This is a genomic window from Lentzea sp. NPDC051213, from assembly GCF_044455585.1.
Lineage (GTDB): Bacteria > Actinomycetota > Actinomycetes > Mycobacteriales > Pseudonocardiaceae > Lentzea.
The window spans coordinates 177,631-199,130 of record NZ_JBITEX010000001.1 but is presented as its reverse complement, the minus strand read 5'-3'; the positions used below and the strand labels follow the sequence as shown (position 1 = coordinate 199,130).

General features: G+C 70.6%; 18 protein-coding genes. 6 read left to right on the top strand and 12 right to left on the bottom strand.

Annotated elements, in window-relative coordinates; genetic code table 11:
* Positions 1-79: 79 nt before the first annotated feature.
* The 6 genes from ACIA8G_RS00940 to ACIA8G_RS00915 all read right to left on the bottom strand — a co-directional run bounded on the left by ACIA8G_RS00940 (position 80) and on the right by ACIA8G_RS00915 (position 5,008).
* Positions 80-583 carry a hypothetical protein gene (locus ACIA8G_RS00940; protein WP_396416175.1) on the bottom strand — a complete coding sequence of 168 codons (504 nt, stop codon included), beginning with the start codon at positions 581-583 and terminating at the stop codon, positions 80-82.
* A 31-nt stretch (positions 584-614) separates the two neighbouring features.
* A complete protein-coding gene (locus tag ACIA8G_RS00935) occupies positions 615-1,109 on the bottom strand; it encodes a flavoprotein (RefSeq protein ID WP_396416174.1) in 495 nt (164 codons plus the stop codon).
* Between the two features lie 103 nt (positions 1,110-1,212).
* Positions 1,213-2,961: an RsmB/NOP family class I SAM-dependent RNA methyltransferase gene (locus ACIA8G_RS00930; RefSeq protein ID WP_396416173.1), complete on the bottom strand. Its 1,749-nt coding sequence runs from the start codon at positions 2,959-2,961 to the stop codon at positions 1,213-1,215.
* A 373-nt stretch (positions 2,962-3,334) separates the two neighbouring features.
* Positions 3,335-4,261: a methionyl-tRNA formyltransferase gene (gene fmt, locus ACIA8G_RS00925; protein WP_396416172.1), complete on the bottom strand. Its 927-nt coding sequence runs from the start codon at positions 4,259-4,261 to the stop codon at positions 3,335-3,337.
* A gap of 1 nt (position 4,262) precedes the next feature.
* Positions 4,263-4,814 carry a peptide deformylase gene (gene def, locus ACIA8G_RS00920; RefSeq protein WP_396416171.1) on the bottom strand — a complete coding sequence of 184 codons (552 nt, stop codon included), beginning with the start codon at positions 4,812-4,814 and terminating at the stop codon, positions 4,263-4,265.
* Between the two features lie 47 nt (positions 4,815-4,861).
* Positions 4,862-5,008, bottom strand: coding sequence for a hypothetical protein (locus ACIA8G_RS00915; protein WP_396416170.1), 147 nt, complete (start codon positions 5,006-5,008; stop codon positions 4,862-4,864).
* Between the two features lie 129 nt (positions 5,009-5,137).
* Between ACIA8G_RS00915 and ACIA8G_RS00910 the strand changes: the two genes are divergently transcribed.
* Genes ACIA8G_RS00910 through ACIA8G_RS00900 form a run of 3 tightly spaced genes read left to right on the top strand, consistent with a single transcriptional unit; the run spans position 5,138 to position 7,396 of the window.
* Entirely contained in the window at positions 5,138-5,731 is a 594-nt protein-coding gene (locus ACIA8G_RS00910; protein ID WP_396417290.1) for an RNA polymerase sigma factor, read from the top strand.
* Entirely contained in the window at positions 5,731-6,873 is a 1,143-nt protein-coding gene (locus ACIA8G_RS00905) for a hypothetical protein (protein WP_396416169.1), read from the top strand. The genes ACIA8G_RS00910 and ACIA8G_RS00905 overlap by 1 nt, the downstream gene beginning before the upstream one ends.
* A gap of 4 nt (positions 6,874-6,877) precedes the next feature.
* Positions 6,878-7,396, top strand: a complete 519-nt coding sequence (locus ACIA8G_RS00900) for a DinB family protein (protein ID WP_396416168.1) — start codon at positions 6,878-6,880, stop codon at positions 7,394-7,396.
* 98 nt (positions 7,397-7,494) lie between these two features.
* On the opposite strand, the gene ggt is transcribed toward ACIA8G_RS00900, so the two are convergent.
* Positions 7,495-9,267 carry a gamma-glutamyltransferase gene (gene ggt, locus ACIA8G_RS00895; protein ID WP_396416167.1) on the bottom strand — a complete coding sequence of 591 codons (1,773 nt, stop codon included), beginning with the start codon at positions 9,265-9,267 and terminating at the stop codon, positions 7,495-7,497.
* Between the two features lie 65 nt (positions 9,268-9,332).
* On the opposite strand from ggt, the gene ACIA8G_RS00890 reads away from it, so the two are divergent.
* Positions 9,333-9,800 (top strand): hypothetical protein, encoded by a 468-nt coding sequence (locus ACIA8G_RS00890; protein WP_396416166.1) that lies wholly within the window; start codon positions 9,333-9,335, stop codon positions 9,798-9,800.
* Positions 9,801-9,806: 6 nt separating this feature from the next.
* On the opposite strand, the gene ACIA8G_RS00885 is transcribed toward ACIA8G_RS00890, so the two are convergent.
* The 4 genes from ACIA8G_RS00885 to ACIA8G_RS00870 form a co-directional block, all read right to left on the bottom strand.
* Entirely contained in the window at positions 9,807-12,125 is a 2,319-nt protein-coding gene (locus ACIA8G_RS00885) for a primosomal protein N' (protein WP_396416165.1), read from the bottom strand.
* A gap of 30 nt (positions 12,126-12,155) precedes the next feature.
* Positions 12,156-13,382, bottom strand: coding sequence for a hypothetical protein (locus ACIA8G_RS00880; protein WP_396416164.1), 1,227 nt, complete (start codon positions 13,380-13,382; stop codon positions 12,156-12,158).
* A gap of 10 nt (positions 13,383-13,392) precedes the next feature.
* Positions 13,393-15,339: a phosphocholine-specific phospholipase C gene (locus tag ACIA8G_RS00875; protein ID WP_396416163.1), complete on the bottom strand. Its 1,947-nt coding sequence runs from the start codon at positions 15,337-15,339 to the stop codon at positions 13,393-13,395.
* Positions 15,340-15,430: 91 nt separating this feature from the next.
* A complete protein-coding gene (locus ACIA8G_RS00870) occupies positions 15,431-16,753 on the bottom strand; it encodes a S8 family serine peptidase (protein ID WP_396416162.1) in 1,323 nt (440 codons plus the stop codon).
* 143 nt (positions 16,754-16,896) lie between these two features.
* Here ACIA8G_RS00870 and ACIA8G_RS00865 point away from each other — a divergent pair, with 143 nt between their 5' ends.
* Positions 16,897-17,640, top strand: a complete 744-nt coding sequence (locus ACIA8G_RS00865) for a hypothetical protein (protein ID WP_396416161.1) — start codon at positions 16,897-16,899, stop codon at positions 17,638-17,640.
* 49 nt (positions 17,641-17,689) lie between these two features.
* Positions 17,690-20,218 (top strand): BTAD domain-containing putative transcriptional regulator, encoded by a 2,529-nt coding sequence (locus ACIA8G_RS00860; RefSeq protein ID WP_396416160.1) that lies wholly within the window; start codon positions 17,690-17,692, stop codon positions 20,216-20,218.
* Between the two features lie 64 nt (positions 20,219-20,282).
* Here the strand turns inward: ACIA8G_RS00860 and metK are convergent, their stop codons facing one another.
* A complete protein-coding gene (gene metK / locus ACIA8G_RS00855) occupies positions 20,283-21,485 on the bottom strand; it encodes a methionine adenosyltransferase (protein WP_396416159.1) in 1,203 nt (400 codons plus the stop codon).
* Positions 21,486-21,500 lie beyond the last annotated feature (15 nt).

Below are 21,500 nucleotides of genomic sequence, written 5' to 3'. Positions count from 1 at the left end.
TGGACCACAAGGGTGAAGTCTAGGTGCCGAGCAGGTCGGGCAGCCTGCCGGGAGCCTCGTCGTGACACGGGTCTCCCGCCTAGCGCACGTGCTTGCGCGCGACGTCCGTGAAGTCCGTGAGGGCGGTGTCGAGCGCGTCTCTCAGCGCGAGGATCCGCGGGGGAATGCTGAGCGGCCGCCCGTCATCGGGAGCAGGTGCTTCCTCGAAGCGCGCGACGGACAGCTCCGCGTCGGCCGAGTGCACTCGCTGGGCGGCGTCGGCCAGCGCGTCCGGGCCCAGGATCCGCAGCACACCGGTGATCGTCCTCAGCTTCGCGCGGGCGGCGTGATGCCGTTCGGCGATCTCGGTCCAGTCGTCCTGACCTCCGCCGATCTGCTCACCCCGATGGCGGCGGTTGACCGCGATCGCCAGCCCACGGGCCTCGTTGGCGACCTCGATCAGCTCAGCACTGCGTTCCAGCCGCTCCTGGCGGATGCGGGCCCTGCGCGCCGCCGACAGCTTGAGCGGCTCGACCAGGGCCCCCAGCGTGGCACCGAGCAACGCTGCGAGCGCCGCGATGATCGCGGGCCAGATGGTGTTCATGCTCGGCCTGTCCTGTCGGGTCTGCGCGCCGTTACGGTTCGAGCTGGTCCAGCAACGTGGCCGGCGGTTCGTCGGTGACGATCACTCCCGCACCCCGCAACGTCCTGATGTGCGTCTCCCACAGGGGATGGCGGCGCTTGTCCGCGTTCGCCTGTGGCATGACGACGACCTGGCAGCCCTCGACGCCGATCGCCTCGTTCAGGGCCGTCAGCGCCTGGTTGTCGCCGATGCCCAAGGCCAGCTTGGCCACCGAGTTCGCGCTCGCCGGGGCGAAGACGAACGCGTCGGGCGTCGGGTACGGCTTGGGCTGGCTGGGCAGGCGCGGGTGCCACCTGATCTCGAGGTCGGTGAGGGCCTGGAGCTTGTCCAGCTCGCCCGCCTCCTCGAACCACGGGACCACGGTCGGGGTCAGCATGATGGCGAGCTGCCAGCCACGTTCCCTGGCCGGCTCCGCGAGGTCGGTGCGGAACCAGGTTTCGACTCCGCCGCAGCCTGAGGCGACCAGTCCGAGCAGTCCACGTGTCACGGTTGCCGATGGTAGGCGGGAGATCAGCTCCCCCGCCCGTGCCGTTCCACTCCGGCCAACCGTTGCGTGTTGGATCCCTTGCGGCACAAGGGATCCAAAACTGTCAGACCTCGCCGCTACTGTTCTCCTCGAGCGCTCGAACAGGGCGTCGCAGCATCGCGCAGAACATGGCGTCGGTTCCGTGCAGATGCGGCCAGAGCTGAACGTGCGGGCCTTCCCCGAGGTCCGGAACTCCCGGGAAGAACTCCCGCGCGTCCAGCACTTCGGCCCCGGTGCGCCGGGCGATGTCCGTCACGATCCCGACGGTCTCCGAGAGATGAGGTGAGCACACGACATAACCCACGACTCCGCCAGGACGCACCAGTCGCAACGCCTCGGTGAGCAGCTCGCGCTGCAACTTCGTGAGCGTGCCGACGTCGGCGGGCTGGCGCCTCCACCGCGCCTCAGGGCGCCTGCGCAAGGCACCGAGACCGGTGCAGGGCGCGTCGACCAGCACTCGGTCGAACGCCCCTTCCAGGAAGTCGGTCTCGCGGCCGTCGGCCACGTGCACGGTCACCGGCAGGCCGGAGGTGATCTTGCGCACGAGCTCGGCGCGGTGGGGCGCCTTCTCGACGGCGATCAGCTCGCCGCCTTCGATGCCGACCAGCGCCGCAAGCAGGGCGGCCTTGCCGCCGGGGCCCGCGCAGAGGTCGAGCCAGCGGTCGTCAGTGCCGCCGCTGCTCTTCCCGGCGCTGTCCCCGCCGTCGCTGCCGGTGCCGGCGGTGCCAGCGGTGCCGGTGCTGCCGGTGCTGCCGGTGCTGCCTGTGTCGGCCTTGCCGGTGGCGCCGGTGTGGGCCGTGCCGCTGTCGTCGCTGCCAGGGCCATCGCTGTCGATGGCGGCGGTGCCAGTGTCGCCGCTGCCGGTGGCTCCGGTGCCTGCTGTGCCGCTGCCCTCGCCGTCGCTGCTGCTGACGTTGGTGCCGGTGCCAGCGGTGGCGCTCTCGTCACCGCTCAGCAGCGGTGCACGCGTCAGGGCGAGGGCGCAGAGCTGGCTGCCCTCGTCCTGCACGTTCGCGAGCCGTTCGCGGACGGGCTCGAGGTCGGCGGGGTCACCCGCCCCTTGCTCCAGGTGCACGCCGTAGGGCGAGTACGGCGCCACGTCGCCGCCAGTGATGGCGGCGAGCTCGTCGGCGCTCACCTCGCCTGGACGTGCCACCAGGTGCACGACCGGCCGGGTGTCATCAGCCTCGAGCGCGCGCTTCAGCGGCTCCTCGCGGCTGCCAAGGGCCTCCGCGAACGCCTGCGCGATCCACCGCGGGTGGGCGTGGGTGAAGGCCAGGTGACCGACGGGGTCGGTCTCCGCGTCGGGTGCGAGCTCGTTGACCCAGGTCTGCTCGTCCCGCTCCGAGACCTTGCGCAGGACGGCGTTGACGAAGCCCGCGATCCCAGAGCCCAGCTCGGCCCGCACGAGGTCGACGGTCGAGGCAACCGCCGCGTGCGACGGAATGCGCGTACGCAGCAACTGGTACGTGCCAAGCCGCAACGCGTCGAGAGCCGACCCGTCCACTTCGGACAGCGGCCGATCCGAGCACGCCTCGATGACGGCGTCGAGCAGCCCCTGCGCCCGCGCCGCACCGTAGGTGAGCTCGGTGGCGAGGGCGGCGTCGCGCCCGGTGATGCGCCGATCGCGCAACATCTGGGGCAGCACCAGGTTCGCGTACGCGTCCCGCTGCCGCACCGCGCGCAGCGTCTCCAACGCGGCGAGACGGGCCGGGTCCTCCACGGGAGGCCGGGCGGGCCCGGTGCGACGGCGCGGCGGGTGCGGCCTGCTGGGGCGGGAGGGCTTGGAGGCTCCTCGTGAGTAGCCGGTCATGCGCTGCGCTCCACTGAATTGGGCTCCACTGAATTGGGCTCCCCGGTTCCGGCACGGACAACACGCGCCGAAGTCATGTCTGCCCGCAGGCGGGGCTGGGCGGCAATACCGCGCGCCGAAGTCATGTCTGCCCGCAGACGGGCCTGGCCGGCAATACTGCACGCCAAAGTCACGTCCGCCCGCAGACGGGCCTGGCCCGCGATACCGCGCGCCGAAGTCACGTCTGCCCGCTGGCAGGGCTGGGTGGCAATCCCGCTCGCCAAAGTCACGTCTACCCGCGGGCGGGCCTGACCGGCGATACCGGGCGCGGAAGTCATGTCTGCCCGCAGACGGGCCTGGGCGACGATCCCGCGCGCCCTCGTTCGGCAGGCGCTCATGCGATGCGCTCCCCTGCCTCGATGCGCACACCGCGAGCCCAGTCCGTGGCGGCCATGCGCTTCTTCCCCTGCGCCTGGACCTCGCCGAGGGCCACGGCGGTAGTCGCCGTGCCCACGAGCACGCGCTTGCGTTCGACCAGGATCTCGCCGGGCGGCAACGTCATGTCGTCCACCGGCGTGACGGGTCCGAGCTTGAGCCGCTCGCCGCGGAACTCGGCCCACGGGCCGGGCTCCGGCGTCACCGCGCGGGCCAGGCGGTCCACCGCCACGGCGGGCGTGCCGAAGTCGAGGCGCGCGTCCTCGACGGTGATCTTCGCGGCGTACGTGACGTCGTCCGCGGGCTGCTCGACGGCGCGCAGGGTGCCGTCCTCGATGCCGTCCACAGTGGACAGCAGCAGCTGCGCGCCGGACTCCGACAGCCGGGTCAGCAGGTCGCCGGAGGTGTCGCGGTCGCGCACCTTCTCGGTCACCACGCCGAACACCGGGCCGGCGTCGAGCTCGCGCACGATCCGGAACGTCGACGCGCCCGTGATGTCGTCGCCGTTGCGCACGGCGGCCTGCACCGGCGCGGCACCGCGCCAGGCGGGCAGGACGGAGAAGTGGAGGTTGACCCAGCCGAACCGCGGGACGTCGAGGGTCCGCTGCGGCAGCAGGTTGCCGTAGGCCACGACCGGGCACAGGTCGGGCTCCAGCGCGCGCAACCGCTCCAGGAAGTCGGGATCGCCCGCCTTGGCGGGCGTGAGCACCTCGATGCCGTGCTCGTCGGCGAGCGCACCGACCGGTGAGCGCTCGAGCCGGCGGCCGCGGCCGGAGGGTGCGTCGGGGCGGGTGACCACGGCGACGACGTCGTGGCGGGAGGAGTTGATGAAGGCGCGCAGCGAGGGAAGTGCTACCTCGGGCGTGCCGGCGAACACGAGTCGCATGTCAGTGGGCCGACCTGCCGAAGAGTGGGTGCGGGCTCTGTTTCAAGGTGGGCACCGTACCGTCGAACCACTCGGCACGCCGGATTTCCTTCATGGCCAGCTTGCGGGTCTCGGCGTCGAGGCGGTCGAGGAAGAGCACGCCGTCGAGGTGGTCCGTCTCGTGCTGGATGCAGCGGGCCAGTGTCTCGGTGCCTTCGACCTCGACGGGCTCGCCGTGCATGTTCCAGCCCTTCGCCACCACGTGCAGGTGGCGCTTGCAGTCCCACGACATGCCGGGAATGGACAGGCAGCCCTCGGGGCCGTCCTGCATCTCGTCGCCGACCACGTCCCAGGTCGGGTTCACGAGGTGACCGGCGAAGCCGTCGCAGTGGTAGGTGAACACGCGCAGCCCAACGCCGAGCTGAGGCGCGGCGAGTCCCGCTCCGCCCGCGTCCTGCATCGAGTCCCACAGGTCTTTGACCAGGGTGCGCAGTTCCTTGTCGAAGTCGGTGACCTCGACGGCTGAGGTGCGCAGCACCGGATCGCCGAACAGGCGGATGGGTTGGACGGTCACGCAGTGCTCCTCGTAGTGGACTGGGGGCCAGTCTACGAGGAGGGCCTTCAGTGCTCGGCGCCGCTGCCGAGGAAGATCACGCTCACCAGCGCCACGAGGAAGTGGCCGGTGAACCGCAGCGCCGTCACCACGGGGCGGAACAGCGCGTGGAGGTCGATGTGGGCCGAAGCGGTGTTAACAGTCGTCGTCGCCATGACACAAACTGTGCCGTTCACGCAGGTCAGCCCACATCGGCTCGCGGTATCGAGCCTGTATCAGCCTGAGGTAGGAAGATCGCGTGCAACACTCGGCCAAGAGGTGGACACCTCCAGGTCATGAGGCTGATGCGACCGAGCTGGGAGGGGGCGGCCGCCGTGCCCGACGACGCCCCGTCGGACGCCGAACTGTGGGCACGAGGTAGCGAGCACGCGTTCGCCGAGCTGTACGACCGCTACGCCGAGGCGGTGTGGAACCACGCCTACCGGCTGACCGCGTCGTGGTCGACGGCGGAGGACCTGACGTCGGCGACGTTCATGACCGCCTGGCGCCGCCGCGCCGAGGTGACCATCGTGCGGGACAGCGCGCTGCCGTGGCTGTTCACCGTCGCGGGCAACCTGGCGCGCTCGGAATTCCGGCGCAAGGCGCGGTTCACCCGGCTGCTGCACCGCGTGCCGAGGAACGACGTCGCACGCGACCACGCCGACGAGGTGGTGTCGTCCCTCGATCACGAGGCCCGCCTGCGCCAGGTGCTGGAAGCGGTCGAACGCCTCCCCCGCGCCGAACGCGAGGCCGTGGAGCTGGTCCTGCTCGGCGACCTGTCCACCACGCAGGCCGCCGAGGCGCTCGGTGTCGCCGAGGTGAGCATCCGCTCCCGCATCTCGCGCGCCCGCACCCGCCTGCGCAAGCAACTCTCCGACGACACCCTGGAGGTGGAGTGATGGCGTTCGACCTGCCACCCCGCCGTGAACTCCCCGCAGACGTCAAGGAGCGCATGCGCCCGGCCTTCACCGAGGCTCCCAAGCGACGCAACCACGCTCCGCTGGCCGTGGCCGCCGGGGTGGTCCTCCTGGTCGCGGGCGGTGTCGCCATCACCCAGCCGTCCATCCTCAACATCGGACCGAGCCACCACCGGGTCCTCACCCCGTCCGACCGGGACCTGGAACGGTGCCGCACCGCCCTGCACGACCAGGCATGGACCTCACGCCGGATGGTCGTCTTTGGCCTGCGCAAGGTCCTGGTCGGCATGGACGGCCGCTTCTGCGAACTCACCCTCACCCGAGCCAGCGTCGCGTCGGACGGCTTCCAGCCGGTCGGTCTGGAAGGGGGCTCGATCACCTACCGCTCCAGAAGGATCATCGCGGGCGTGCCGCCGTTCAGCGCGCAGACGGCCAAGGCCAAGCAGACGCACGGCACCCATGACAATCCCGGCTCGTTCTCGGACGGCGTGGTCACGCCGGACTTCTTCATCGTCGAAACCCTGTCCGAGTCGACCCGTGAGCTGATCTTCGACGGACGGACCGTGCAGATCCCGGAGCTTCCCGAGAAGCCGGCGGTCGGCACGGACAGCTTCGAGAGCGGCGACACCGACCTGTGGACGCCGGTGAACGTCGTTGCCAGGTGCGCCGACAACGCCTACGAGATCGGGTGGAACGGCGACCATCTCCAGGGCTGGGAACCGCTGCAGGTCGTCGGTCTCGACGAGCGCGATGGCCTGATGCTCGCGCACCGCGAGCATCAGAAGTGGGCCATCTGCTCCTTCTCCGAGACCGAGACCGCGACCGGCGCCGGGCTCAAGGGGGACCTGGACATCAGCTGGGACGAGTCCGACCGGCCGATCATCCTCGGCGGCCACAAGCTCGGATCGGGCTTCGTCCTCGCCGGGCGCACCAGCCGGTCCGCGAAGACCGTCGAGGTGTCCGACGGCGGCGCCCCCAAGGTGACCGCGGACGTCGAGGACGGCCACTTCCTCGTCACGCTGCCCAACCGCGGCGACCAGTGGGCCAAGCGCGATCAGCTGCGCATGGTCGCCCGCGACGCCGAAAATCAGATCGTCTACGAGGGCGGGTTCGAAGGACCATGACCCCATGATCTGGACAGCACCCGAAGTCGCCCTGACCGACGAACCGTTCCTGGGCGCGGAACGGCCGATGCTGGAAGCGTGGCTCGACCGGCATCGAGCCACCTTCCTGCGCAAGTGCGCGGGCCTGACCGGCGAACAGCTGGCCATCGCCTCCGCACCGCCGTCGAACCTGACCCTGCTGGGCCTGATCCGCCACCTGACCGACGTGGAACGCGCGTGGTTCCGCACCCGCCTGGCCGGCCAGGACGTGAAGTCCCGCTACAGCTCGCCGGACGACCAGGACGCCGCCTTCGAACACCTGGACCCGGCCCGCGCCGAAGCCGAGTACGCCGGCCTGGTCGCCGAGATGGCCGAGGCCCGCGCGGCCGGCGCCACGCGGGACCTCGACGACACCTTCGTGCACGTGCGGTGGGGCGAGATGTCGGTGCGCTGGCTCTACATCCACATGATCGAGGAGTACGCCCAGCACAACGGCCACGCCGACCTGATCCGCGAGCGCATCGACGGCCACACCGGCCGATAGCCCTCCACACACACGGCGGCACACCACACACACGGCGCCTGCTGGGTTCCCCCAATTTTTATTCTAGGGAGAGGGTCCGACAGTCGCGTTTGGGCTGGTCAGCCCACCTTCACCACGCGGGCTGCACCTCCCCCGCGCCGCGTCGGTTCGGCGACCGCGCGCCAGCGGCCGTCCGAGGCGCGTTCGACGGCCGTGGCGGCGCCGATCTCGGCGTTCTGGCTGAAGCGGTGGCCGATGGCGGTCAGGCCCTGGGCGGCGGCCGAGGCGATGAACGCCGCTTCGGCCGGGGTGGTCGCCGCGTTGCGCTGGGAGGCGCGCGGGGCCGCGATGGCCTCTTGCAGGGACATCTTGCGATCCAGGCGGGCGGTCAGGATCTGGGTGACCGTCGTGATGATCGTGGAGCCGCCCGGCGAGCCGACGGCCAGGACGACCTTGCCGTGGTCCAGGACGATGGTCGGGGCCATCGACGAGCGCGGGCGCTTGCCGGGGCCTGGCAGGTTCGGGTGCGGGACGCCGGCGGTGGGAGCGACGAACTCGAAGTCGGTGAGCTCGTTGTTCAGCAGGAAACCGCGGCCCGGCACGACGATGCCGCTGCCGCCCTCGGCCTCGATGGTGAGGGTGTAGGCGACGACGTTGCCCCAGCGGTCGGCGACCGTGAGGTGCGTGGTGCGTTCAGCGTCCTCGCGCAGGGCGGAGAGGCCGGCCGTGGCCTCGCACGCCTGGGGGTTGCGCGGGTCGGCGGCGGGCTGCGGGGCGGGCAGGACGGCGTCGGACTTGATCAGGCACGCGCGGCTGTCGGCGAACTTCTGCGAGAGAATGCCTTCGGTCGGCACGCGCGAGAAGGCCGGGTCGCCGACCCAGCGGAGCCGGTCGGCGAACGACAGCTTGGTCGACTCGATGAAGCGGTGCAGGTACTCGACGTCCGTGGCCTTCGCGAGGTCCGTGGACTCCAGGATGTTCAGAGCCTCGCCGACGGTGGTGCCGCCGGATGACGGGGCCGCCATGCCGTAGACGTCGAGGCCGCGGTAGCGGGTGTGCGTGGGATCGCGACGTTCCACCTGGTAGCGGGCCAGGTCGGAGATCTCCATGGCGCCGGAACGCACGTTGCGGGTCGAGCCCGGCACGACCGGTGGCGTGCGCACGGTCTGCACGAGGTCACGGCCCACGGCACCGCCGTACAACGACGCGAGGTTGGTGTGGGCGAGCTCGCGATAGGTGTCGGCGAGCTGCGGGTTGCGGAACGTGCTGCCGATCGCGGGCGGCTGCCCGCCCGGCAGGTAGAGCTCACGCGTGGAGGTGAAGTCGGCGAACCGCGCGGCGTTGGAGGTGATCTGCTGGTTGAACGTGCGGTCGACGAGGAAACCTCGCCGTGCCAACGCTTCCGCGGGCGCCATGGCCTCGCGCAGGTTCAGCGTGCCCCACTTGCGCAAGGCGTCCTGCCACGTCTTGGGGGTGCCGGGGACACCGACGGACAGGCCGCTGGTCATCGCCTCGGCGAACGGCAGCGGCGTGCCGTTCTCGACGAAGAGCTGGTCGGTCGCGGCGCGCGGCGCGGTCTCCCGGCCATCCAAAGTGGACACACGGTGGGTGCGCGCGTCGTAGTGGACGAAGAACCCGCCGCCACCGATGCCGGCGGAGAAGGGATCGGTCACGCCGAGCGCGGCGGCGGTGGCGACGGCCGCGTCCACGGCGTTGCCGCCGCGACGGAGCACGTCGATCCCGATCTGGGAGGCGTCCGGATCGACGCTCGAGACCGCGCCGCCCCAGCCGACCTGTTCGGGCACTCGCAACGGTGGTTCCGCCGCACCTGCTGCAGCAGCAGGGGCGACCAGTACGACGGAGAGCGTCAGTGCGGCAACCGTTCGCAACATGCGCACTCTTCTACTCCGTTCCAGCCGGATGGCAACGTTCCTTGATGAAGGCCTAAGGTGCGGAGGTGTCGATCGATCTTGACCTCCTGCGAACGGACTACGCGAACACCCCGCTCGACGAGGCCGACCGCGAAGAGGCGCTGCACCTCCTCCTGCGCGAACGCCGTGAGGGGGACGCGGACCTGCTGCGCCACCTGCTCGCCGCGGAGACCGCCACGCACCGCGAGGGCTGGGGCCTGAGCGAGACGATGGTCCTCGCCGCGCTGCTGCTCGCCGAGTGCGGCCGCGAGGAGGACGTGTGGTTGCTGTGGGAGGCCAAGAACGCGTCCTTCGACACGATGGCGGGACTGGACGGGTTCCTGCTGTTCCCGGCGGGCATCGCGGGCACGACGGCGCACGTCATCGCCGGCGAGGAGCATCCTGAACGCGGCGACCTCATGACGTACATGAGCGAGTACCTGCAGTACGAGAAGCTCAGCGACGAGGACATCCGCCGCAACATCGCCAGCCTGCGCTCCTACTACGAGAGCTGACCCTGGCTAGAGCACCTCGAGCGGATCCAGTTTGATCCGCACCAGATCCTGCTCCTTTCTCGCGGTCCGCACGGCCTGCGCCTCGGCGAGCACGGCGGCGAGCTGGCGTCCCTCGCTGCGCGCGACCCGCACGAGTGCGCGTTCCTTGGTCTCGTCGTCGTTCAACGGCACCGGCCCGAGAATCTCCCCGGACGAGGGCAGCCTCAGCTCGTCCAGCAGGGCGTTCACCGCGTCCGGGCTGCCGTCGACGGTCGCCATCCGCACCGCGGGCGGAAACCCCAGCTCGGTCCGCGCCGCGAGTTCGGTCGCCGCGTGCCACACCGGATCCCACCGCACGAGCGCCTGCACCGGCGTGAGCGACGAGTCCGCGATGACGACCACCCGCCCGTTGCCCGGCCGCACCAGCCCCGCCGCCGTCATCCACCGCCGGAGCGTCTCCTCGGACGCGCGCAGGTCGGCCCTGCCCAGCAACGCCCACCCGTCGAGCAGCAGCACCGCGCCGTACCCGCCCTCGGCCACAGGTTCGGCCCCCGGCGTAGCCACCACCAACGCCGGCTTGCCCGGCACCTTCGTCAGCACCTCGTCCGCACCGCTGGTGCGCACCGCGAACCCGGGAAACGCCCGCCCCAGCTCCTCCGCCGTGCGCCGAGCCCCGATGATCTGCCCGCGCAGCCGCCGCGACCCGCACGTCGGGCACCGGAACCCGGCCTCCGTCGCCGCGCACCACCGGCAGTAAGCGGGCTTGGGCAGCCCGTCCTCCATACCGCCCGGCAACGCCAGCGGCCCGGCACACCGGCGACATCGCGCGGGACCACGGCACTGCCCGCACGCCAGCGCCGGCACGTACCCGCGGCGCGGCACCTGGATCAGCACCGGCGAGTCGGAAAGCGCGAACCGGGCGGCGTCGAACGCGATCGACGGCAGGCGAGCGGTGCGGGCCGCCGAGTCTTTGACGTCCTGCCACTCGTTGTCGCCCACGGAGACCACGCGCGGCGCCACGGCCCGGAGGGTATCCCGCGACGCCACGATCTCGTGCGCCCAGCCCGTTTCCACCAGCAACTGGGCCTCGGCAGTGCGGGCGAAACCGCCGATCAACAGAGCGGCACCGTTCATGTGAGCGCGCTGCACCAGCACATCGCGCACGTTCGGATACGGCGACCGCGGCTCGACGTGCAGGTCGTCACCGTCGTCCCACACCACCAGCAGCCCGGGATCGACCACCGGCGCGAAAGCGGTCGCCCGCGTGCCGATCACCACCCGCGCAATGCCGCGGCGCACCGCCAGCCACCGCTTGTAGCGCTCCGACGGCCCCAGGTCAGCCGACAGCGTGACCACGCCCTCGATCAGCGCGCCACAGGCCTCCGCGACCCGCGCCGAGTCGCGGTGGTCAGGCACGACGATGACGACGCCGCGCCCCGTGGAGGCGACGGCGGCCGCCGCCTCGGCCAGGCGGGCCGGCCAGTCTTCGGAGGGCAGGGCCTGCCAGACGGCGTGGGCGGGGCGGCCTGAGCGCAGGGCTTCCAGGTAGGAGAGGCCGCGGGGGTAGCGGGACCAGGCGTCGGCGGGGACGGCGGGAAGCTGCGAACGTCCGGGTGGGGGTGGATCGGGTGCGGCCGATGGGGCGGTCGAGGTGTCGGAGGGTCCGAGGGTCGAGGCTGGTGGCTGAGCGTCGGCCGGGGACGCTGCCGAGTGCGCGTCAGGCGACGTGGCCGGGCCGCCGGACGATGCGGCCGGAGCGGCGGAAGGCGCGATGAGCGAGGCCGACGGCGCTTCCGCGACCTCGCCGGTCTTCGCCCCGGCGAACTCCACCCCACCGGGCTGGTCCCCACCGGACTCCACCCCGCCCACCAACGCCGCCCCACCACCAGAAACGGCGCGAGAATGCGAAGGCACCCAAGCCGGAACCCGAGGCAACGGCGCCGGCTCCCCAGGCGCGGCCGCCTCGGCACGGGCATGCCGGGGCGGGATGGCGAGCCGCAGCACGTCGATCATCCCGCCCGCATACCGGTCGGCGATAGTGCGGGCCAATGCGGCGATCTCGGGAGACAGCACCGGTTCGGGCGAGACGACCTTCTCGATGAACGCGAGCTTCTTCCCGTAGTCGGAGCTGGCCACGCGTTCCAACAGGTAGCCGTCGACCAGCTGGCCAGCGAACCGGACGCGGACGCGGCACCCAACAACTGCAACGGCGTCCAGTTCGGACGGAACCGAGTAGTCGAAGGGGCGGTCCAGGTGGGCCAGCGGCACGTCCACCACGATCCGGGCGACCGGCAGCGAGGCAGCGGGGACTCGCTCCCCTTTTCTCGCTCCGGCCTTCGCGCTCATACCTCCTGGTGTATCAGACCGGTCCGACAGTCACGCGTTGCGCCTCACCAAACCGGTGAAGCCCGCCACGAACAGGGTCGCGAACGCCCAGGCCAGGATCTGCAGCAGCCACGTCGAGGCCAGGACGAACTGGCCGGCAGACGAAGGGGCCACCGTGCAGCGACCCGCATCTACCTTGACCAGGGGTGTTGCCACGTTCAGGGCATAGCCGACCTGCTCTACCGCCGAGCAACGCACCGCTCCCGACAGCGTAACGATGCCCACCGACAGAGCCAGCACACCGGCCAGCCACAGCAATGCCAGAGCGGGGCGGTAGCCGTGGCCGACGGTCACGCCGCGGACGAAGTGCCAGGTGCGGCCCCAGCGTGAGAGCTGGCCGCGGCGGCGCAGATCACGTTGCTGGGCAACGCGGATGCGCCGCACGTCACGTTCGTTGCCCGCCGCTGCGTGTGCGTCGGCGAGTTGCACCCACGGCTGTGTCGAGTAGTTGGGCGTGCGCGTGGACAACAACGACAGCCATTCGTCCACTGTGGCGTCACGTGGCAGGCCCTGGTAGGTCAGTCCTTCGAGCTGCACCTGACCTTCGATGCCGTCGAACGGCATGAGCAGTTCCGTACCGACCTGGACATGTCTCAGGTCTAACGCGGTGTCCGACGACGAGAACCGGCCGTCCCGCAGGATCAGCTGCCCGTCGATTTTCGCGCCCCGAATCCGCACGGCGGCGTAGCGGCCGGTGCCCACGGCCGAGAAGCCGTTCGAGAGGAAGACTGCGGAACCCACGTGCAGGTCGACGGCGTACAGCGCGGCACCGGCCCCGCCGTTGCCGCGTAGCTGCGCGCCTCGGCAGTACAGCACCGCGCCGATGCGCGCGCCGTTGAGTTCGACGGTTCCGGTCGCGTTGAAGTCCTCGTCGAGGTACAGGCTTCCGCCGACTCGGATCCCTCGCGCGTGGAGGGCGTACTCCTCCTCCGACGTGAGCCGCGCCCCGCTCAGCCTCAGGTCGTGGTCGACGGTCAGGCGGTTCGCCCGCACCATCGGCGCGACAAGCCGGCTCAGGTCGAGCAACGCGAACTGCGCGCGGTCCAGCACCACGGGGAGTTCGGTCGTGCAGTCACGCAGCACTAGTGGGCGCTTAGCCACGACGTCGGACAGGTCTAGCTGGCCGACGATCCGGGCGCCTTCGACGACCAGGCCGCCCGGATCCAGCGACTCGAACTCCACCATGCGCCGCCGGATCTCGTCCCCCGTGATCTCCACGGGCCCCACGTTAGCCGGAGATCGACTCCTGGCCGTTCTCGATGTGCCCGCACAGACGACGGCGGAACTTCGGCTCTTCCTCGACCGTCACGGTCAGGTCGTACCAGCCGGAGTTCATCGCGGTCAGCCACGGGATTACGTGCCGGTGCCCTGGACGAACCGCGTACCGGCGCCGCCCCAGCACGAACGTCAGCCGCGATGAGCCCGAGTTCTCGAACGTCAGCGTGAGCACACGGCTGTAGCCGCGCACCGACGACGACACGCGCGCGCTGTCCGACGACGTTCCGGCGAACTCACGGCGGAAGCCGTTGGGGCCCAGCAACACCAGGTCGTGATCGCCCGAAACCTCAAGAGAGGCAGTCGAAGCAACGTCGAAGTGCTGCGGAACGGCGAACTGTCCCGAGTACGGGTAAAGCGCCAGATGCGTCGACGCGGAACCGGAGTTCGACATCTCCAGCCGCGACCCGCGCAACGACGCGTCAGGCTGGTACGGCAGAGCGCGCGCACGTCGCCGTCCGGGTTCCTGCTCCGGCATCTTCTGGTCGGAAGGCGGTGCGGGGCGCCAGCGCGGCGAGGCCGGCGGCACCGCTGCGGGCTCGCCCACCTCGGGCCACGTGCGCCGCCGGTCGAAGTCGAACGCCGAGGTCAGGTCGCCCGCCACGGTCCGGCGCCACGCGGAGATCTCCTCCGACCGCACCCCGGTCCACCGCTCCAGGAACCGCGTCATCGACGTGTGGTCGAACACCTGCGAACACACGTACCCGCCAACGGACCACGGCGAGACGACGGTCATCGGCACGCGGGTACCCAGCCCCAACGGCCGGTCACCCACGTACTCGTCGGCGACGGACAACGGCGGGCGCGGCGGCGGCACGTGGTCGTAGAAGCCGTCGTTCTCGTCGTAGGTGATGAGCAGGACCGTCGACTCCCACACCTCCTGGTTGGACGCCAACGCGTCCAGCACCTGGTAGGTGATCGAGGCGGAGGCCGCGGGCGACGACGCGCCGGGGTGCTCGGAGTCCACAGAGGACGGAACCAGGTAGGAGACCGCCGGCAGCTTCCCGGAGTTCACGTCGGCGCGGAACGCCTCCCCCAGCCCGCCGGGCCGCACCCGCTGCAATCCGCGCGTGTACAACGACTTCTCAGCCGGCGTCAGGACAGAAAGATCGATCTTGCCGATCAGCGCGGGGTCGCCGGTGCCGTAGAGCTTGTCCAGCGACTTGAAGCCGGCAGGCAGCACCTTGCGCGCGATCTCCTTGAACCGCACGAAGAACTCCAGGTTGTTGTCCTGGAAGTTGTCCCACTCCTGGTAGACCCGCCACGACTTCCCCGCCGCCTCGAGCCGCTCCGGGTAGGTCGTCCACGTGTACCCGGCGTGGTTGTCCTCGTTGTAGGCCGCGTTGCCGGTCGCACGGGCGCCGGTCGGCTCGAATCCGGTGTACCCGGACACCCAGTAGTTCCGGTTCGGCGACGTGGAAGAGGGCACCGAGCAGTGGTAGGCGTCGCACAACGTGAAGGTGTCCGCCAGCTCGTGGTGGAACGGGATGTCCTGCCGCGTGTAGAACGCCATCGTCGCCGCGGTCTTCGCCGGCACCCAGTTGTCGTTCCACCCGCCGCGCAACGCCGAGTGCCCGCCGTTCCAGCTGTGGTCCAGGTCGCCGATGTACTGGATGTCCCGCCCGGACGCCGCCTCACGCACCGGGAACGGCAGCACCCCGGACTGCTCGTACACACCGCGAAGAGCGTTGCGGTCAGAGAACCCCCGTACGCCGCGCAACGTCCCGTAGTAGTGGTCGAACGATCTGTTCTCCTGCATCAACAGCACGACGTGCTTGATCGCGCGCAACCCTCCCGTGCGGGGCTCACGGGCGAGCGCGGCGTACACCGACGGTGGCAACATCGTGCCAGAGGCAGCGGCGACGGCAGCAGCCATGAACCCACGACGAGAGAGCGACATAGGACGAGTTTCTAGTCTCAATACGTGTCTGGTAACCGTCACCCGTATGAACAAAGGCCCCGGATCACCGGGGCCTTGTTCACAGTGACACTCAGGCGGCTGCAATCGCCGCAGCCACACTGGCACGGGCGTCCAGCCTGCCCTTGCCGCACTGACCGGCAACGGGATGCACCGTCGCCTTCAGGTTCACGAACACCTGCGCCGGGGTCAGCAACGGCTTGAAGTGCTGCACACGAGCGTGCTGCATCAACGCCACCACACCGGCGACGTGCGGGGTCGCCATGCTGGTGCCCTGGTAGTGCTTGTAGATCGACGCGGCCGGCACGGTCGCACCGCTGTTCAACGTCGACAGCACACCGTTCGCCACCACCGGTGACGTCTCGCCGCCCGGCGCGCAGATCTCGACCGTCGCGCCGAAGTTCGAGTACGACGCCTTGTTGGCCTGCCGGTCCGTGGCCGCCGTGGTGATCACGCCACCGCAGTTCGCCGGTGTGAACCCACCAGCGTTCACGTTGTCGTTGCCCGCCGCGACGACGACGGTCGCGCCGTGCACGTTGCGCGCCGTGTTGATCGCGTTCTGCAACGTCGCCGGGCACGTGGCCGACGGGCCGCCGAGCGACAGGTTCAGCGTCTTGGCCGGGTTCGGGTTCGCCGGAACACCCGGCACCGCGCCACCGGCGGCCCACACGATGCCCGCCGCGATGTCCGCCAAAGTGCCGCCGCACGTACCGAGGACGCGCACCGGGACGACCTTGGCCAACGGCGCGACGCCGGTGCCACCGGTCGCGTTGTTGCGCAGGGCCGCGACGGTGCCCGCGACGTGCAGGCCGTGCCAGCTCGACGGCCGTGCCGCCGAACCCGGACCGCACTGCCCCGCCAGCCGCCAGTCACCCTGGTCCATCGGGTTGGCGTCGCGGCCGTTGCCGTCCTTCGCGAAACCCGCGTTGCTGATGAAGTCGTAGCCGCCGAGGTAGTTGGCGGTCATGTCCGGGTGCGAGGTGCGCCCGGTGTCGATCACCGCGACCCGCTGTCCCGCCCCGGACGGTCCCTGGTCCCACGCCGGGGACAGCCCGATGCCGCCGGGAGACTCCCAGTAATGCCACTGCTGCGGCCACAACGGGTCGTTCGGGACGGCCGTCGCGTCCAGGACGATGTTCGGCTCGGCGTACTCGACGTCACCGCGGGCCATCAGCACCCGGATCGACTCCGCGCCGTCCGCGGAAGCGAGCACCTCGGCGCCGTCGGTGGCGTCCGCGACGACCCGCGAACGGGACTGGGCCAGCGCGTCGGATCGTGACGCGCCCTCCCGGAACTTGACGATGATCTCCTGCTCGGGTTCGTCGGCCGAGGCGACGTGCGGCGTCACCGTCAGCGCGAGAACCGCGCCGATCAGCGCTGCCATGCCGGTTCTCATGGTTTCCCTCCCCTTCACGACGGACTGCCCGTCGATGGCGACAAGGAGAAACCGGCGCGGTTGTGGCCCGGATGCGGTCGCCACAACCGATCCACAACAGGCCGCGCGTATCCGTGTACCCGTCACGAACTTGAGGGGAACTCATGCTTCAGCTCGTCGTAGCGGCCGCACTGGCCGCTTCAGGAACCGCCGCCGCGCCAGAACCCGCGACGGTCGCGCGGGTCGAGGCCGGCAGGCTCGTCGTCACCGGGGCGCCGGCGCGCGCCAGCCAGCTCCACATCTCCGGCACCACCATCAGCGATGCCGGCGCGATGCGGGCGGGCGCCGGTTGCACGCGCCTGTCGGCCTCACGTGTGCAGTGCGCGCAGGTCCAGAAGATCGTCATCTACCTGGGCAACGGCCACGACCAGGTGTTCTACGACAGCGAGGTGCCCACCGAGCAGCACGGCGGTGACGGCGACGACCAGCTGCAGGGCGGCTCCGGCGCGGACACGCTGCAGGGTGGCGACGGCGACGACACGATGAGCGGCGGCACCGGCCCGGACCAGCTCTACGGCGGGGACGGCGACGACGTGCTGGACGAGCCGTCCACCGACGCGGGCGGCAACTTCCTGCAGGGCGGGTACGGCAACGACAAGATCGACGGCGCCAAGGCGAACATGCGCGACCGCGCCGACTTCAGCGACCACGTCGAAGGCATGACGATCGACCTCGCGGCCGGCACGGCGACCAGGCCGGGCGAGACCGACGAGCTGAAGAACGTGCAGGACGTCTACGGCACCGCGGGCGATGACACGTTGTCCGGCAACGTCTGGCCGAACAAGTTGTACGGCCTCGGCGGCACCGACACGTGCACGGAGGGTCCCTACGACGCGTGCTACCAGTGAACTATTCCGGGTGATGTATCAAACGCACCGCTGAGAACTCCGCTGGTGCGTGGACCTACTCGACGTCCGCCTGCTCGGACCCCTGGAAGTCACCGGGCCAGGCGGCGTGCTGCGCCTCGCCGGTACGCGCCAGCGCTCCCTCCTGGCGCTGCTGGCGTTGCGCGCACCCTCGGTGCTCCCCGCAACGCAGCTGATCGACGCGTTGTGGGGCACCGAACCCCCTGCCACGGCGTTGCGCACGCTGCACAGCCACATCGCCCGCGTCCGCTCCGCCCTGGCCGCGATCGGCCTCACGGACGTCCTGGTCACCACCACCGCGGGCTACGCGCTGAAGATCGATCCAGCGCACGTCGACGTCACCCGCTTCGAACGCGCCCCGTCACCCCGCGCGGCGCTCGCGTTGTGGCGCGGCGATCCCCTCGCTGACTGCGACGTGTCCGAGTGGGCGTCCGCCGAGATCACCCGGCTGCACGAGGCCAGGCTCGCGACCGAGGAAAGCCTGGCACAGCAGGACATCAGCCGCGGTGCCTGCGCAACCGCGGCCGCCCAGCTCGAACGGCTGGTCGTCAGCCACCCGCTGCGAGAACGGTTCTGGGAGCTCCTCGCCGACGCACAACTACGCGGCGACCGACGCGCGGACGCGTTGAGCACGGTCCGGCGTGCCCGCACCGTGCTCGTCGAAGAACTCGGCGTCGATCCCGGTCCCGGTCTGCGCGCGATCGAGACCGAGGCACTCGCGTGCCCGCCGCCCGACTCGGGTGCCGCTCTCGTCGGACGTCAGCGCGAAACCCAGGACGTGGTGCGGCTGCTGGAAAAAACCCGCGTCGTGACGCTGACCGGTCCGGCCGGCTGCGGGAAGTCGCGACTGGCCGGCCACGTCACACCATCGTCCACAGTGGTCGATCTGACCTCGGCCTCGTGCGTCGAGGACGCGGTCGCGGCTGCGTTCGCCATCACCGCACGAGAGCTCGGCACGCTCGGCAACACCTTGGTAGTACTGGACAACTGCGAACACTTGCGCGCGAAGTGCGCCGCGTTCGTCGCAACGCACCCCATGCTGCGTGTGCTCGCCACCAGCCGTGAACCCCTCAACGTCGCGGGCGAGACGGTCTACCCGATCCCGCCACTGGCCGTGCCCGACCCGGACGTACCGCGCTCGCTGACCGAACTGGCCGCCTACGACGCGGTCCGGCTGTTCCTGGACCGCGCCGCCTACACCTACACCGACGCGGACGCCCCGGCCATCGCCCAGCTCTGCGCGGCGCTCGACGGCCTGCCGCTGGCGCTGGAACTCGCCGCCGCCCGCACCTCGGTGCTCACCCCGGCCCAGATCGTGCGCCGGCTGCGCGACCGGTTCGGCCTGCTGGGCCCGCTGCGGGCCGCCATCACGTGGAGCCACGACCTGCTGACGTCGCCAGAACGCGCGCTGTTCGCCGACCTCGCCGTGTGCGCGGGCGGGTTCCCGGCGGACCTCGTCGAAGCACTGGCGGGCACGCTGGACGCGTTGACCGGCCTGGTGGCGAAATCTCTCGTGCGGGTCTCCCGCGTCCACGGCGAAACCCGTTTCTCCATGCTGGAAACCGTGCACGCCTTCGCCCTCGAACAGCACACCGGCGCGCACGCCCGCGCCGCCGACTTCTTCCTGCGCCTGGCCGAACGCGCCGAGGCCGACTCGACCGGCACGCTGCTGAACGAGTTGCGGGTCGAGCACGCGAACCTGCGGCGCACGATGGACTGGTTCACCTCCACCGGCGAGACCGGCAAGGTGCTGCGCCTGGCGGTCGCGCTCAACCGGTACTGGCACCGCACCGGCGACTACCGCGAGGGCCGAAGATGGCTGGCGGTGGCGTTGAAAGGCTCGGGACCGTTGCGCGGCAAGGCTTTGGCGTCCGCGGCGGTACTGGCCCTGCTGGAGTGCGACTACGCGGAGGCGATCCGGCTGGCCGAGGAGGGACTCGCGACCGATCCCTCGCAAACCGGTCGCCTGCACCGGCTTCTCGGCTCGGTGGCCCGCGAACGGGGTGAGTACGAAACGGCGTTGGACCACTACCGGGCGGCCGCCCTCGACCCGGTGAACGCCGCCTACGCTCAGCAGCTTTCCGGTGCCACGTCGTGGTTGGCGGGTGATCTCAACACCGCTGAGACCTTTCTTCAGACATCACTGAAGCAATTACGCGATTTGAACGATCGGCGCGGCGCCACCTCCTCGCTCACCTATCTGGGCGCGGTCGCGTGGTACCGGGGCGACGCGGCGCGGGCCAGAACGCTGCTCGACGAGGCGCTGGACACGTTCGGGGAGCTGGAGTTCAAGGAAGGCATCGCCTGGGCGCTGAACCTGCTCGGTGTCGTCGAGCACGGCACCGGCAACTCCGCCACGGCGCGGTCGTTGCTGGAGCGCAGCCTGACGCTGCACCGCGAACTCGGTGACCGCTGGCGGCAGGCGAGCGTGCTGGAGGCGCTCGCGGACGTCACCCGGAACCGGACGCTGCGGGACGAGGCTGCGGCCATCCGCGACGAGATCGGGGCACCTGTGCCCGCCGTGGAACGGCATCTGGCCGGCATCGCGGGCGCTGGTTAGCGTTCGGGCAACGCGAAACGGCCCGCCTCCCCGAAGGGAAGCGGGCCGTCCGGACGTGCGGTGATCAGGCGCCGGCGGCGTTGCGCAGGGCGTCGGCGCGGTCCGTCGACTCCCAGGGCAGGGCCACGTCGGTGCGGCCGAAGTGGCCGTACGCGGCGGTCGGGGCGTAGATCGGGCGGAGCAGGTCCAGGTCGCGGATGATCGCGGCCGGGCGCAGGTCGAACACCTCGTTGATGGCCTGCTGGATCTTCTGCGGGTCCACCGTCTCGGTGCCGAACGTCTCGACGAACAGGCCCACCGGGGCGGCCTTGCCGATCGCGTAGGCGACCTGGACCTCGACGCGGGTCGCGAGGCCCGCGGCGACGGTGTTCTTGGCGACCCAGCGCATGGCGTACGCGGCGGAGCGGTCGACCTTCGACGGGTCCTTGCCGGAGAACGCGCCGCCGCCGTGGCGGGCCATGCCGCCGTAGGTGTCGACGATGATCTTGCGGCCGGTCAGGCCCGCGTCACCCATCGGGCCACCGATGACGAAGCGGCCGGTCGGGTTGGTGAGCAGGCGGACGTTCGAGGTGTCGAGGCTCAGCTCGGCGATCTCGGGCGCGACCACGTGCGTGCGGAGGTCGACGCCGAGCAGCTTCTCCAGGTCGATGCCGTCGGCGTGCTGCGTGGAGATGACGACGGTGTCGAGACGCACCGGCTGGTCGCCCGCGTACTCGATGGTGACCTGGGTCTTGCCGTCCGGGCGCAGGTACGGGACGGTGCCGTCCTTGCGGACCGCGCTCAGGCGCCGCGAGAGGCGGTGGGCCAGCGCGATCGGCAGCGGCATGAGTTCGGGCGTGTCGGTGCACGCGTAGCCGAACATCAGGCCCTGGTCGCCGGCGCCCTGCTTGTCGATCTCGTCCGCCGCGCCTTCGACGCGGTTCTCGAACGCGACGTCGACACCCTGTGCGATGTCCGGGGACTGCGACCCGATGGCGACGTTGACGCCACACGAGTTGCCGTCGAAGCCCTTCTGGGACGAGTCGTACCCGATCTCGAGGATCTTCTCGCGGACGATCGTGGGGATGTCCGCGTAGGCCTCGGTCGTGACCTCACCCGCGACGTGGACCTGACCGGTGGTGACCATCGTCTCCACCGCCACGCGCGAGCGCGGGTCCTTCGCCAGCAGCGCGTCCAGGATCGAGTCGCTGATCGCGTCGCAGATCTTGTCGGGATGTCCCTCAGTCACCGACTCACTGGTGAACAGCCTGCTGCTGTGCTGGCTCACGGACACTCCTTATTC